12 protein-coding genes are annotated in these 13681 nt (G+C 47.2%); 6 read left to right on the top strand and 6 right to left on the bottom strand.

Going from position 1 to position 13681, the window contains the following annotated elements:
• Positions 1-50: 50 nt before the first annotated feature.
• From HUX74_RS04720 to gap, 4 genes are all read right to left on the bottom strand, one after another.
• Complete coding sequence (locus HUX74_RS04720) at positions 51-491, bottom strand: dCMP deaminase family protein (RefSeq protein WP_022401703.1); 441 nt, start codon at positions 489-491, stop codon at positions 51-53.
• Positions 492-503: 12 nt separating this feature from the next.
• Positions 504-1028, bottom strand: a complete 525-nt coding sequence (locus tag HUX74_RS04715) for a DUF4847 family protein (RefSeq protein ID WP_174646290.1) — start codon at positions 1026-1028, stop codon at positions 504-506.
• Positions 1025-3082 (bottom strand): M3 family metallopeptidase, encoded by a 2058-nt coding sequence (locus tag HUX74_RS04710; RefSeq protein ID WP_174646289.1) that lies wholly within the window; start codon positions 3080-3082, stop codon positions 1025-1027. Before HUX74_RS04710 ends, HUX74_RS04715 begins: the two co-directional genes overlap by 4 nt.
• Before the next feature lie 140 nt (positions 3083-3222).
• Positions 3223-4233 carry a type I glyceraldehyde-3-phosphate dehydrogenase gene (gap, locus tag HUX74_RS04705; protein WP_117601142.1) on the bottom strand — a complete coding sequence of 337 codons (1011 nt, stop codon included), beginning with the start codon at positions 4231-4233 and terminating at the stop codon, positions 3223-3225.
• 140 nt (positions 4234-4373) lie between these two features.
• Here gap and mscL point away from each other — a divergent pair, with 140 nt between their 5' ends.
• The 4 genes from mscL (at position 4374) to HUX74_RS04685 (ending at position 8833) form a co-directional block, all read left to right on the top strand.
• Positions 4374-4808 (top strand): large-conductance mechanosensitive channel protein MscL, encoded by a 435-nt coding sequence (mscL, locus tag HUX74_RS04700; RefSeq protein WP_117601141.1) that lies wholly within the window; start codon positions 4374-4376, stop codon positions 4806-4808.
• A gap of 350 nt (positions 4809-5158) precedes the next feature.
• Entirely contained in the window at positions 5159-6712 is a 1554-nt protein-coding gene (guaA, locus tag HUX74_RS04695) for a glutamine-hydrolyzing GMP synthase (protein ID WP_174646288.1), read from the top strand.
• Positions 6713-6751: 39 nt separating this feature from the next.
• Complete coding sequence (gene guaA / locus HUX74_RS04690) at positions 6752-8059, top strand: glutamine-hydrolyzing GMP synthase (protein WP_117601138.1); 1308 nt, start codon at positions 6752-6754, stop codon at positions 8057-8059.
• An 81-nt stretch (positions 8060-8140) separates the two neighbouring features.
• Positions 8141-8833, top strand: a complete 693-nt coding sequence (locus HUX74_RS04685; RefSeq protein ID WP_117965899.1) for an SGNH/GDSL hydrolase family protein — start codon at positions 8141-8143, stop codon at positions 8831-8833.
• A 19-nt stretch (positions 8834-8852) separates the two neighbouring features.
• Here the strand turns inward: HUX74_RS04685 and HUX74_RS04680 are convergent, their stop codons facing one another.
• Together HUX74_RS04680 and HUX74_RS04675 are read right to left on the bottom strand one after the other, a co-directional pair.
• Positions 8853-9515 carry a Crp/Fnr family transcriptional regulator gene (locus tag HUX74_RS04680; protein WP_117601136.1) on the bottom strand — a complete coding sequence of 221 codons (663 nt, stop codon included), beginning with the start codon at positions 9513-9515 and terminating at the stop codon, positions 8853-8855.
• An 82-nt stretch (positions 9516-9597) separates the two neighbouring features.
• The gene (locus HUX74_RS04675; protein WP_117965902.1) at positions 9598-10281 is read right to left on the bottom strand and encodes a rhomboid family intramembrane serine protease; all 684 of its coding nucleotides are present in this window, start codon (positions 10279-10281) and stop codon (positions 9598-9600) included.
• A 170-nt stretch (positions 10282-10451) separates the two neighbouring features.
• Between HUX74_RS04675 and HUX74_RS04670 the strand changes: the two genes are divergently transcribed.
• Both HUX74_RS04670 and HUX74_RS04665 read left to right on the top strand, forming a co-directional pair.
• Positions 10452-12392 carry a glycogen debranching enzyme N-terminal domain-containing protein gene (locus HUX74_RS04670; protein ID WP_117601134.1) on the top strand — a complete coding sequence of 647 codons (1941 nt, stop codon included), beginning with the start codon at positions 10452-10454 and terminating at the stop codon, positions 12390-12392.
• 14 nt (positions 12393-12406) lie between these two features.
• Complete coding sequence (locus HUX74_RS04665) at positions 12407-13675, top strand: glycosyltransferase family 4 protein (protein ID WP_008666090.1); 1269 nt, start codon at positions 12407-12409, stop codon at positions 13673-13675.
• The last annotated feature ends 6 nt before the right edge of the window (positions 13676-13681 follow it).

The following is a 13681-nucleotide window of genomic DNA, read 5'->3' as shown; positions in this document are numbered from 1 at the left end:
GACTATTTACAATTTACTATTTGGCTGCACATGCAATTTTCAACTTTCTATTATCCATTATCCATTGAAATAAATACCACCTCGATGCCTGCCCGTTTCAAAAGTTCGATACCATCTTCCAGGCGGTATTTCTCGGAGTAGACCACCCGTTTGATGCCTGCCTGGATAATCAGTTTGGCACATTCTATGCATGGGGAGGCGGTGACGTACATGGTGGCACCGTTACTGCTGTTGTTTGAACGGGCTATTTTGGTAATGGCATTTGCTTCGGCATGGAGCACGTATGGTTTGGTGACGTTGTTCTCATCTTCGCACACATTCTCAAAACCGGAAGGAGTACCGTTGTAGCCGTCGGAGATAATCATCTTGTCTTTTACAATCAGTGCACCGACCTGGCGGCGTTGGCAATACGAATTTTCGGCCCAAATGCTTGCCATACGTATATAACGCCTGTCCAATGCTTCTTGTTTGTCTTTTGTAGAATCGTCCATCATATTTATGTTTTATCGTTGCGGGGTGAATCCCATGACTCTGGTTGTCGGTCCGTCTTTAAAATAGAGGGTCAGTGAATTGGCATCCCCTTCATACTTGTACACATTTTGCAGTCCGGAGATGAATGCCTTGGCCAGTGCATCGCTCTCTGCGGACCCCGTAACCTTTACGCTGATGCTGAGCGAGCCTGAAGCTCCGTCGGCTTTCCAAGTGCCGTTGACGCTTGAGTTGATGCCTTGTCCGTTGACGGTGATGCCCATCAGTTCTCCATCCAGTTCGGTACCTTCAAAATTGAGGGTGAAGGTACTTTTCTGATTATATAGCTTGTCCAGACTCTTCTTCATCTCTTCCTCATTGTTGTTCCAAAGGTTTGGATAGAATTGGGCATTGCTGCCTTTATTGGTGAGTCGGCTGAGCTTCCATGTCTTCCCGGTGAATATCCCGACAACATCGTCTTCATTGTCGCAACCGCTTAACAGGGGAAGCAACGACAACATGAGCAGTATGCAACAGATGTTCCTTATAAGTCTCTTCATTTCTTTATTCCATTTCTGATTAATAATGCGTCGATTGTAGGCTCTTGTCCGCGGAAGCGTTTATAGAGCGTCATCGGATGTTCCGTTCCACCTTTGGAAAGGATATTCTCTCGGAAGGAGGCGGCAGTCTCAGGGTTGAAGATGCCCGTCTGCTTGAATAGCGAGAATGCATCTGCATCCAGCACCTCTGCCCACTTATAACTATAGTATCCGGCAGAATATCCTCCGGCAAAGATATGGGAGAATTGTGTGCTCATGCAGGCTTCTGCCACAGAAGGCAGAATCTGTGCTTTTTCCCAAGCCTTCTTTTCATAGGCTTTCACGTCACCTTCAAACGGGGTGTTACGTGTGTACCAAGCCATATCAAGCAGGCCGAAGCTAACCTGGCGGAGGCAGGCGTATGCCGCGTTGAAGTTGGAGGAATCCACAATGCGCTGTACCAGTTCGTCCGGTATCAGTTCACCGGTTTGGTAATGGCGGGCAAACGTATGCAGGAATTCCTTTTCGATAGCGAAGTTCTCCATGAATTGGGAGGGGAGTTCCACAAAGTCCCAATACACATTGGTCCCACTCAGGCTTCCGTAGGTGGAATTGGCAAACATACCATGCAGGCTGTGTCCGAATTCGTGCAGGAAGGTTTCTACTTCACCGAAGGTCAATAGGGCGGGTTTGTCTTGTGTCGGTTTGGTGAAGTTCATCACGATGGATATGTGGGGACGGCTGTTCTCGCCGGTCTTCTCGTCAATCCACTGCTCCTTGTAGCTGGTCATCCAGGCTCCCGAGCGCTTGCCTGCCCGGGGGTGGAAGTCGGTATAGAACACAGCCAGGAATTTTCCGTCTTTGTCGAATACCTCGTAGGCGTCCACATCCTTGTGATAAACGGGAATATTTGGGTTCTTCTTGAAGGTGATGCCATACAGTCTGGTTGCCAGGCTGAATACACCTTCCTTCACGTTGTTCAGCTCAAAGTAAGGGCGGAGCAGCTCATCGTCGATATTGAACTTCCGGTCTTTCAGTTTATGGGAATAGTACGCCCAGTCCCACGGCATCACGACGAAGTCTTCTCCTTCCGCTTGGCGTGCCAGGGCTTGCACTTCTGCATATTCTTGTTTGGCGGTAGGCGTGTAAGCCTCCAGCAGTTGGTCCAGCAGCTTATACACGGACTCACTGTTTTGTGCCATGCGCTCCTGGAGGTTGTATTCGGCGAAGTTGTCATAGCCTAGGAGTTGGGCAATCTCCATACGGACATTGGCCAGTTTCTTTACAATTTCCAGGTTATTGCTGGCGTTGTCATGCGTACACTTCGTATTGTAGGCCATATATAGCTCACGGCGCAGGTCACGGCTGTCTGCGTAGGTCAGGAAAGGGCCATAGCTGGGAGCCTGCAAGGTGAATACCCAGCCTTCGACGCCTTTTTCCCCGGCTGTCTCTGCAGCGGCTTCTACCGCGCTCTCGGGTAGCCCGGCCAGTTGTGACTTGTCGGTGATGACAAGCTTGTAGTCGTTCGTTTCTTTCAGGTTGTTTTCACTGAACTGCAGCGTCAGCAGACTGAGCTCTTTGCATAAAGCCCGGTATTTCTCCTTGGCTTCTCCCTGGAGGTTGGCTCCATTGCGTACAAAGCCATTGTAAATATCTTCCAGCAGCTTGTGCTGTTCCGGGTTCAGCGTCTCTTTGTCTTGCTGCTCGTAAACCGCTTTGATGCGTGCAAACAGCTCTTCGTTCAGGCTGATGTTGTTTTCATGCTCGCTCATCATAGGCATGATTTCCTTGGCCAGTTCCTGCAGGTCATCGTTCGTTTCTGCGCTGAGCAGATTGCCGAATACGGTACCGACACGGTGGAGCATTTCGCCGGACTTCTCATAGGCCAGCACTGTGTTGGCAAATGTCGGGACTTCCGGATTGCGGATGATGGCATCTATTTCCGCATTCTGGCGGCGGATGCCTTCGTGGATGGCGGGTACATAGTCTCCGGTCTTAATCTTGTCGAACGGGACAGTGCCGTGTGGCGTGGAGTATGTTTCAAAAAAAGGATTTTGAGACGATATAGTGTTCATAAAGCAAAGCAATATTAGAGTTAGTATAATCTTCATCATCATTAAAGAAGCTGATAAAAAACGTACTAGCTGCAAAATTGCAAAAAAAATAGGCGACTTCCGCAGAAGCCACCTATTTTTTATTATTTTCTAACTGTATATTAGCAGTTAACTGATGCCATGTGAGCAATCAGGTCAAGAACCTTGTTAGAATAACCGATTTCGTTATCATACCAAGATACAACCTTAACGAAAGTATCAGTCAAAGCGATACCAGCCTTAGCGTCGAAGATAGAAGTGCGAGTGTCACCCAAGAAGTCAGAAGAAACAACTGCATCTTCAGTGTAACCCAGAACACCCTTCAATTCGCCTTCAGAAGCTTCCTTCATGGCAGCGCAGATTTCAGCGTAAGTAGCGGGCTTAGCCAAGTTAACTGTCAAGTCAACTACAGATACGTCCAAAGTCGGAACACGCATAGACATACCAGTCAGTTTACCGTTCAATGCCGGGATAACTTTACCTACAGCCTTAGCAGCACCGGTAGAAGACGGGATAATGTTGCCAGAAGCAGCACGACCACCTCTCCAGTCTTTCATAGAAGGACCGTCAACTGTCTTCTGAGTAGCAGTTGTAGAGTGAACAGTAGTCATCAAACCGTCAGTGATACCCCATTTGTCGTTCAATACCTTAGCGATAGGAGCCAAGCAGTTAGTAGTACAAGAAGCGTTAGATACGAATTGAGTACCCTTAACGTAAGTCTTTTCGTTAACACCGCAAACGAACATCGGAGTGTCGTCCTTAGAAGGAGCAGACATTACAACATATTTTGCGCCAGCTTCGATGTGAGCTTGAGCTTTGTCTTTGCTCAGGAACAAGCCAGTAGATTCAACAACGTATTCTGCCTCTACTTCGTTCCATTTCAAGTCAGCCGGATTTTTTTCTGCAGTGATGCGGATAGCCTGACCGTTAACGATCAATTTGCTGTTTTCAACGTCAGCTTCGATAGTACCGTCGAATTGACCGTGCATAGTGTCATACTTCAGCATGTAAGCCAAGTAGTCTACCGGGCAAAGGTCGTTGATACCTACGATCTGAATATCGTTTCTCTTCATTGCAGCGCGGAATACGAAACGTCCGATACGTCCGAATCCATTAATACCTACTTTAATCATTTTGTTTAAACTTTTAAGGGTTTTATAATGTTTAAAAATAAACTTTCGCTTACTAATTGCATTTCTTTCTGATTTGCGGTGCAAAAGTAAGAAAATGTTTTTATATTCGTAACCAAAATCATAATTAAATAATTGAAAAGATGGGAAAAAGTTCATTTTTACAGGAATTTAAGGCTTTTGCCATGAAGGGCAATGTGATAGACATGGCCGTCGGTGTGATTATCGGTGGGGCATTTGGAAAAATCGTCTCTTCCATCGTGGCAGATGTGATTATGCCTCCTATCGGGTTACTGGTGGGCGGTGTCAACTTTACAGACTTGAAGTGGGTGCTGAAACCTGCCGAAATGGTGGATGGGAAAGAGGTTGCTGCCGTGACCTTGAATTACGGTAATTTCTTGCAGGTCACTTTCGACTTTCTGATTATAGCATTCTCTATCTTCATGTTTATAAAGTTGTTGACCAAACTGACTGAAAAGAAGAAAGAAGAGGCGCCTGCCGTTCCTCCGGCTCCCCCCGTACCGAGCAAGGAAGAGGTGCTGCTGACCGAAATCCGTGACTTGCTGAAAGAAAAGTAATATCGAAGCAGAACTTCATAATGTGGTTAATGTGCCGGTTGGCATATTAATTACATTGGTACCTTTAACTCTTCCCGACACTGCCGGAAACTGTTCCTTTTTGTGCTAAGCAATAATCTTACCACAGCTGTGGTAAGAAAATAACATTGCTGTGGTAAGCAAGTTGCATAGCTGTGGTAAGAAAACAACACGGCTGTGGTGAGAATAGCTTTTCGTATATTTGTGGATAGTGTTTGCCTGAATTTAAAGCTGTTTTTAGTAAAAAAGCGTTTTTCTGTCACATTATCCCTAATAATTCCTTTACTTTTTCTACTTTTGCAAATCATTTATTAAAGTCTATACGGATTTATATGCAAGAGAAGATTATTATTCTTGATTTCGGTTCGCAAACCACGCAGCTCATAGGCCGCCGGTTGCGCGAACTGAATGTCTATTGCGAGATTGTACCTTACAACAAATTTCCATACGGAGATGAGAGTGTAAAAGGAGTTATCCTTTCGGGTAGCCCCTTTTCTGTTTATGATAAGAGTGCATTCAAGGTAGATTTGAGCGGGATTCGTGGGAAATATCCCATTCTGGGTATCTGCTACGGTGCACAGTTTATCTCCTACAGCAACGGTGGACGGGTGGAGCCGGCAGGAACCCGCGAGTACGGACGTGCCCATCTCGGTTCTTTCGATTCGGAGAATGTCCTTTTCAAAGGGGTAAGGAAGAATACCCAAGTATGGATGAGCCACGGAGACACGATTACAGCCATTCCCGACAATTTCAAGATTATAGCTTCTACGGACAAGGTAGCGATTGCTGCTTACCAGGTGTCCGGCGAGGAGGTATGGGGAGTGCAGTTCCATCCGGAAGTGTTTCATAGCGAGGATGGTACGCAGATGCTACGCAACTTCGTGGTAGACGTCTGCGGTTGCAGTCAAAGCTGGAGCGCCGCATCGTTTGTAGATACCACTGTGGCCGAACTGAAGGAGCAGCTTGGCAACGATCGCGTTATCTTGGGACTGAGTGGCGGTGTAGACTCTTCGGTAGCCGCCGTGTTTCTGCATCGTGCCATCGGTAAGAACCTGACCTGCATCTTTGTAGACCACGGACTGCTTCGCAAGAATGAGTTCAAGAATGTGATGCACGACTACGAGTGTCTGGGGTTGAATGTGATTGGTGTGGATGCCAGTGAGAAGTTCTTCAAGGATTTGAAGGGAGTGACCGAGCCTGAGCAGAAGCGTAAAATCATCGGCCGCGATTTCATCGAAGTCTTCGATGCCGAGGCGCACAAAATTACCGATGCCCGTTGGTTGGCACAAGGCACCATTTATCCCGACCGCATCGAGAGCTTGAACATTACGGGCAAGACCATCAAAAGCCATCACAACGTGGGCGGTCTGCCCGAGGAGATGAACCTCCGTCTGTGCGAGCCGTTGCAGTGGCTGTTCAAGGACGAAGTACGCCGCGTAGGACGCGAATTGGGAATGCCCGAACATCTGATTACTCGTCATCCTTTCCCTGGCCCGGGACTGGCTGTCCGCATTCTGGGGGATATAACACGAGAGAAAGTACAGACCTTGCAGGAAGCCGACGATATTTTCATCCAGGGCTTGCGTGATTGGAAAGTGAAGGATGCCGCCGGCAACGAGACATCGCTCTACCATCAGGTCTGGCAGGCGGGCGTCATTCTTCTGCCCGTACAGAGTGTGGGCGTGATGGGTGACGAACGTACCTATGAACGTGCGGTGGCCTTGCGTGCTGTTACTTCCACCGATGCCATGACGGCCGACTGGGCGCATCTGCCCTACGAATTTCTGGGCAAGGTGTCCAACGACATTATTAATAAAGTGAAAGGTGTGAACCGCGTAACCTATGACATCTCTTCAAAACCGCCCAGCACAATAGAATGGGAATAAGACCGACTGAAATTATTAACTTAAAAACAATATAGAAGAATGAAGCAGGATATGATTGTGATTCTGGATTTGGGAAGCCATGAGAACACAGTGCTTGCCAGAGCGATTCGTGCGTTGGGAGTATATAGCGAAATATACCCGCACGATATTACCGCTGCCGAACTGAAGGCTTTGCCGAATGTGAAAGGTATCATCATCAACGGTGGTCCCAATAATGTGGTTGATGGGGTATCTATCGATGTATTGCCCGAGATTTACGAAGCAGGGTTCCCCGTGATGGCCGCCGGACACGACAAGGCGTTGTGTGAAGTGAAGCTGCCGCAGTTTACGGATGATGTGGAAGCCATCAAGGATGCTGTGAAATCTTTCGTATTCGATACTTGTAAGGCTGAGGCTAATTGGAACATGACGAATTTCGTCAACGACCAGATAGAATTGATACGCCGTCAGGTAGGCGACCGTAAGGTGCTGCTGGCACTGTCCGGTGGTGTGGATAGCTCCGTGGTGGCTGCTTTGCTGCTGAAAGCTATCGGCGACAAGCTGGTTTGCGTACACGTGAACCACGGGTTGATGCGTAAGGGCGAATCGGAAGCCGTGGTGGAAATCTTTGGCAAGGAGCTGAAGGCTAACTTGATATACGTGGATGCCACAGACCGTTTCCTCTCCAAGCTTGAAAACGTGGCCGACCCCGAACAGAAGCGCAAGATTATCGGCGGAGAGTTTATCCGCGTCTTTGAGGAAGAAGCCCGTAAGCTGGACGGCATCGACTTCCTTGGACAGGGTACCATCTATCCCGACATTGTAGAGAGTGGTACAAAAACAGCCAAGATGGTGAAGTCTCATCACAACGTAGGCGGTCTGCCCGAGGATTTGCAATTTGAACTGGTGGAGCCGTTGCGCCAGTTGTTCAAGGACGAAGTACGTGCATGCGGTGTAGAGCTTGGATTGCCGTACGAGATGGTTTACCGTCAACCGTTCCCCGGTCCCGGATTGGGAGTGCGTTGTCTGGGAGCCATTACCCGCGACCGTTTGGAGGCTGTACGCGAGTCGGATGCCATTCTGCGTGAGGAATTCCAATTGGCAGGCCTGGATAAGAAGGTATGGCAGTATTTCACTGTGGTGCCCGATTTCAAATCTGTAGGTGTACGCGACAATGCGCGCTCTTTCGACTGGCCCGTCATTATCCGTGCCGTCAATACGGTGGATGCTATGACCGCTACCGTCGAGCCGGTAGACTGGCCCATCCTGATGAAGATTACAGACCGTATCCTCAAGGAAGTGAAGACCGTCAACCGTGTTTGCTACGATATGTCTCCGAAACCCAATGCGACAATCGAGTGGGAGTGAGACTGGCCAATGATAATGATAGCCTCACCTTAAAAATGGTGGGGCTGTTTTTTTATGACAAAAACAACAAAGAATAGAACAATGAAACTTTTATGTATGATTGCTGTCTTTTTGTGCATACCTTGGGTAGCCTCTGACGCGCAGAAGCAGGATTGGGGAAATTTGAAACGTTATGCAGAGGCAAATAAGGAACTGGTACGGAAGGGAAAGCAAAAGGACCGGGTGGTTTTTATGGGCAACTCAATCACAGAAGGATGGGTGGCAAATGATGCCGCTTTCTTTGAAAAAAATGGCTATGTGGGCCGTGGTATAAGTGGGCAGACTTCTTCCCATTTCCTGCTCCGTTTTCGTGAGGATGTCATCAAGCTTGCTCCGGCGCTGGTCGTGATAAATGCAGGTACCAATGACGTAGCGGAAAATGCAGGCGCTTATAATGAAGAATACACTTTTGGAAATATAGTGTCTATGGTTGAGTTGGCACGGGCTAATAAGATAAAGGTGATTTTGACATCTGTGTTGCCTGCCGCTGCTTTTGGCTGGAATTCTTCGGTGAAGGATGCTCCGCAAAAGATAATGCAGCTGAATGCCAGAATACGGGCATATGCTAAGGAGAACAAGATTCCTTATGTCGACTATTACAGTGAGATGGTAGAGGCGGAAGACGGCAATAACGCCTTGAACCCCTTGTATACTAAGGACGGGGTACACCCCACTCTGGAAGGGTATAAAGTGATGGAATCCTTGATAAAGAAAGTGATAGACAAGGTGTTGTAGGAAATCTCGGTTCAGGTGGTTATAAGAGTTTTTCTGCGTTGGGAATCATCATCTCGCCTCTGTGCAGTTCGAGCAGACCTTTCTCCTGCATGCTGTTCAGCGCTCTCGATACTCCCACGCGGGTATCATTGACCACCTGGGCCAGTTCTTCCATTTTTATTTTCAGCGTTTTCCTGCCTGCCGGACGTTCGATGTGTGTTAGGATAAAGTTGCCGATACGTCTTTCAAGGTTGTCGGTGTTTTCTGCCCAAAGGCGGTTGCTCAGACTTTGCGCGCGGTTGCTGATGATATTCATGTAATTCAGGCGGAATATATCATATTTAAACAATTCGCTCATGACGAAAGCCTTGCTTATGCTAACAGTGTGGGTCTCAGTTTGGGCGGTATAGGTCGAGACATAGGAGGTGCTCATCCCGAATAGGGATTGTGGCTCGATGACATAAGGCGCTTGAAAATATTCCGTGAAGCTGTATGAGGTATTAGCGGATGAAGTACATGAGGAGATTTCACCTTTCAATACGAATATCAGTTGACTGCATGTGTCACCGGCTTTCACGATAACTTCGCCGGCTTTATGCTTTGTAAAGTTCAGCTTGACTTTTCCTAGGATATTGGTAAAGTCTTCTTGTGCGAGTCCTTGAAAGAGTGGCAGTTGCAATAATGTATCAAACATTGTATTCATGATGCTTTTTCTTCTTGTTTTGAAACAAAAGTAGACATTATCAAGGTGTACTGTAAACTCTTTGCCCTTCTTTTTGTTTTTTTTATTGTTTCTTAAACGTGCTGTTGTCCTCTTCTGCCTTGTGGTCCGAATCCTCTTTTTCTGAATCCTCTTCTTCCGTGTCTTCCTCTTCCTCCTCTCCGGCAAACGGATCAGGCCGTTGTGGTCCGTATCCCATAAAGCATATGGCGCATAGCGTGCCTGCTATGGCTCCGCTAAGGTGTCCTTCCCAAGAAGTGGTGGCCTTTGCAAATTGTGGGAACATATTCCATACCAGGCCGCCATATAGGAACGTTATCAACAGTGAAATGGCGATAAGCGGTACATGTTTGCGCAGTATGCCGCTGAAGAACAGAAAGAAAGCCAGTCCGTATATAATGCCACTGGCTCCGATATGCCATCCCGGTTTCCCTATAAGAAAGGTAAGTGTACCGCATCCTATCCAAATGGCAAAGAAAATGTAGGGGGCTATATGGCGGTAGAAATAGAACAGACACCACATCAGGAAAAAGAGTGGAATCGTATTGGCGAGCAGATGCTTGAAGCTGCTGTGCACCAGTGGATGTGCGAAAATTCCGAACATACCCCGCTGTTCCATCGGATATACTCCCAGTTGTGTGAAGTTCCAGTCCATGCCTATCTCCAAAAACTTCAAAATGTATAAAATGAATAGCAGGAATAGGGGTATAACCGCCGCCAATGCCATTCTGCGTATATCATGCTTCATATTTCGTACAGTGATTGCTATTTTTGTACAATACTACGGAATATTTGACGAAAACCGAAAAAAAACTGACTTTTTATTTTGCCTATAAGCTTTAATTCGTATTTTTGGGCATCGCTACATGGCTTGTAGCGCATATACCGAAATAATTAACCTTTAAATAATGCACAACTATGAGTTATTTACGATTTGACAAGACCCTGATGATTAATCTGCAAGAATCTTTGCCAAGGGAGATATTGCGGACGAATAGGTCGGGAGCCTATCATTGTACAACAATTGTAGATTGTAACACACGCAAATATCACGGTCTGTTGGTGATACCGGTCCCCAACCTTGATGATGAAAACCATGTGCTGCTGTCTTCTTTGGATGAAACTGTAATTCAGCACGGTGCGGAGTTCAACCTGGGGTTGCATAAGTATCAAGGGAACCACTTCAGTCCTAACGGACACAAGTACATTCGAGAGTTCGACTGTGAAAATATCCCCACAACTACCTATCGTGTAGGAGGTGTCATCCTTCGTAAAGAAAAGATTTTCGTACATCATGAAAATCGGATTCTGATTCGTTATACCTTGGTCGATGCCCATTCGGCAACTACACTCAGATTCCGCCCTTTCCTGGCATTCCGCAGTGTGCGCGAGTACACGCACGAAAATGCGCAGGCAAGCCGCGACTATCAGTTGGTAGAGAATGGCATTAAAACCTGCATGTATCCTGGTTATCCGGAGTTGTTCATGCAGCTCAACAAAAAGAATGAGTTCCACTTCCAGCCTGACTGGTATCGTGGTATTGAGTATCCTAAAGAACAGGAACGCGGATATGACTTCAATGAAGACCTTTATGTGCCGGGATATTTTGAAGTTGATATAAAGAAAGGGGAAAGCGTTGTCTTCTCCGCCGGTATTTCCGAGATTTCCCCCCGCAAGCTGAAGCAGACTTTTGAGTCCGAGGTGGCCGACCGCACTCCGCGTGACAGCTTTTACCACTGTCTGAAAAACTCGGCGCACCAGTTCCACAACAAGCAGGGAGAGGAGCATTATGTGCTTGCAGGTTATCCTTGGTTCAAGTGCCGTGCCCGTGACTTGTTCATCTCCCTGCCGGGTCTTACTTTGGCCTTAGGCGAACAAGATGAATTTGAAGACGTGATGAAAACAGCCGAAAAGGCTATCCGTGAATTTATCAATGGAGAACCTTCTTCCTATAAGATATACGAGATGGAGCATCCGGATGTGCTGCTGTGGGCTGTCTGGGCTTTACAGCAGTATGCTAAGGAGACTTCGCGTGAAAATTGCCGGCAGATGTACGGTAATCTCCTTGAAGAGATTGTTGACTATATCCGTGAACGCAGGCATGGCAATCTCTTCCTGCACGAAAATGGATTGTTGTATACCAATGGTACCGAGAAAGCGGTTACCTGGATGAACTCTACCGCCAATGGCCGTCCGGTTATTCCGCGTACGGGCTATATTGTGGAAGTGAATGCACTGTGGTACAATGCCCTGCGTTTTGTAGCCGATATGGTGCGGGAGGGAGGCAATGAAATTCTTGCTGATACACTGGACGCTCAGGCAGAAGTTACCGGAAAGTCTTTCGTAGACGTATTCCGCAATGAGTATGGCTATCTGTTTGACTATGTGGATGGTTATATGATGGATTGGAGTGTACGTCCCAACATGATATTTACTGTTGCTTTTGACTATTCTCCGTTGGATAGGGCCCAGAAAAAGCAGGTACTCGATATTGTGACGAAAGAACTGTTGACTCCGAAGGGTTTGCGTACACTGAGCCCCAAGAGTGGCGGATACAATCCGAATTATGTAGGTCCTCAGATTCAAAGAGATTATGCCTATCATCAGGGTACGGCATGGCCGTGGCTGATGGGTTTTTACATGGAAGCATATCTGCGTATCTATAAAGTGAGTGGCGTGTCGTTTGTAGAAAGATACCTCATCGGTATGGAAGATGAAATGACTTCCCATTGTATTGGCGCATTGCCCGAACTCTTCGATGGTAATCCTCCGTTTGTAGGAAGAGGGGCGGTGTCATTTGCCATGAATACGGCAGAAATCCTGCGTATCTTGAAGTTATTGTCTAAGTATAATTTATAAAAGGAGGAACGAAGATGAAAGTTTTAATGTTTGGATGGGAATTTCCTCCCAAAATATATGGTGGTCTTGCGGTTGCTTCTTATGGAATAACTAAAGGATTAAGTTTGCAGGGCGATGTGGAAACTACTTTCTGCATGCCCAAGCCGACGGGTGAAGAAGAGGACTTCTTGAAGATAGTAGGCATGAACCAGGTGCCTATCGTGTGGCGTGATGTCGATTACAATTATTTGAAGTCGAGGCTGACGCGCAACATGACGCCGGAAGATTATTATTCTTTCCGCGACCATATCTATTCGGATTTCTCTTATATGCACGTCAATGACATAGGCTGCATGGACTTTGCCGGCGGTTATCCCGGCAACCTGCACGAAGAGATAAACAACTTCTCGGTGATTGCCGGAGTAGTGGCTCGCCAGCAGGAATTTGATATTATTCATGCCCACGACTGGCTGACGTATCCTGCCGGAGTGCATGCCAAGATGGTGAGCGGAAAGCCGCTCTGCATCCATGTGCATGCTACGGACTTTGACCGTTCACGTGGAAAAGTCAATCCTACCGTCTATTCTATGGAGAAGAACGGTATGGATTATGCCGACTGCATCATGTGCGTGTCCGAACTGACCCGTCGCACGGTTATTGAGCAGTACCATCAGAATCCCAAGAAGGTGTTTGCCATGCACAATGCCGTCTATCCTCTCTCGCAGGAATACCAGGACATTCCACGTCCCGACCATTCCAAAGAGAAGATTGTGACATTCCTTGGCCGCATCACCATGCAAAAGGGACCGGAATACTTTGTGGAAGCTGCTTCACTGGTATTGCAGCGTGCCCGTAACATCCGCTTTGTTATGGCCGGTTCGGGAGATATGATGGATGCCATGATTAATCTGGCAGCCGAGCGGGGCATCGCCGACCGGTTCCATTTCCCGGGCTTCATGAAGGGAAAGCAGGTATATGAGGTTTATAAGAACAGTGATGTATTCGTTATGCCTTCCGTTTCCGAACCTTTCGGTATTGCTCCGCTGGAAGCCATGCAGTGTGGAACTCCTTCCATCATTTCAAAGCAGTCGGGATGCGGTGAAATTCTTGATAAGGTCATCAAGACCGATTATTGGGACATTCATGCAATGGCCGATGCCATTTACTCTCTCTGCACTAATCCCGCTCTCTTCCAATATCTGCAGGAGGAAGGCAAGAAGGAAGTGGATGGAATCACGTGGGAAAAAGTAGGCTTGAGAATCCGCGCCCTCTATGAGGATGTGTTAAGAAACTATGGTAAATAACAAAAA

The sequence above is a fragment of the Bacteroides sp. Marseille-P8574 genome (assembly GCF_902825465.1).
GTDB lineage: Bacteria > Bacteroidota > Bacteroidia > Bacteroidales > Bacteroidaceae > Bacteroides > Bacteroides uniformis.
Note: the sequence above shows the minus strand (reverse complement) of the source record. Positions and strands in the feature narration are given on the sequence as shown.

Coding starts and splice junctions, on each gene's coding strand:
- HUX74_RS04710 (WP_174646289.1), bottom strand. CDS start 3,082: ATGAACACTATATCGTCTCAAAATCCTTTTTTTGAAACATACTCCACG.
- HUX74_RS04670 (WP_117601134.1), top strand. CDS start 10,452: ATGAGTTATTTACGATTTGACAAGACCCTGATGATTAATCTGCAAGAA.
- guaA (WP_174646288.1), top strand. CDS start 5,159: ATGCAAGAGAAGATTATTATTCTTGATTTCGGTTCGCAAACCACGCAG.
- guaA (WP_117601138.1), top strand. CDS start 6,752: ATGAAGCAGGATATGATTGTGATTCTGGATTTGGGAAGCCATGAGAAC.
- HUX74_RS04720 (WP_022401703.1), bottom strand. CDS start 491: ATGGACGATTCTACAAAAGACAAACAAGAAGCATTGGACAGGCGTTAT.
- HUX74_RS04685 (WP_117965899.1), top strand. CDS start 8,141: ATGAAACTTTTATGTATGATTGCTGTCTTTTTGTGCATACCTTGGGTA.
- HUX74_RS04680 (WP_117601136.1), bottom strand. CDS start 9,515: ATGAATACAATGTTTGATACATTATTGCAACTGCCACTCTTTCAAGGA.
- HUX74_RS04675 (WP_117965902.1), bottom strand. CDS start 10,281: ATGAAGCATGATATACGCAGAATGGCATTGGCGGCGGTTATACCCCTA.
- HUX74_RS04665 (WP_008666090.1), top strand. CDS start 12,407: ATGAAAGTTTTAATGTTTGGATGGGAATTTCCTCCCAAAATATATGGT.
- HUX74_RS04715 (WP_174646290.1), bottom strand. CDS start 1,028: ATGAAGAGACTTATAAGGAACATCTGTTGCATACTGCTCATGTTGTCG.
- gap (WP_117601142.1), bottom strand. CDS start 4,233: ATGATTAAAGTAGGTATTAATGGATTCGGACGTATCGGACGTTTCGTA.
- mscL (WP_117601141.1), top strand. CDS start 4,374: ATGGGAAAAAGTTCATTTTTACAGGAATTTAAGGCTTTTGCCATGAAG.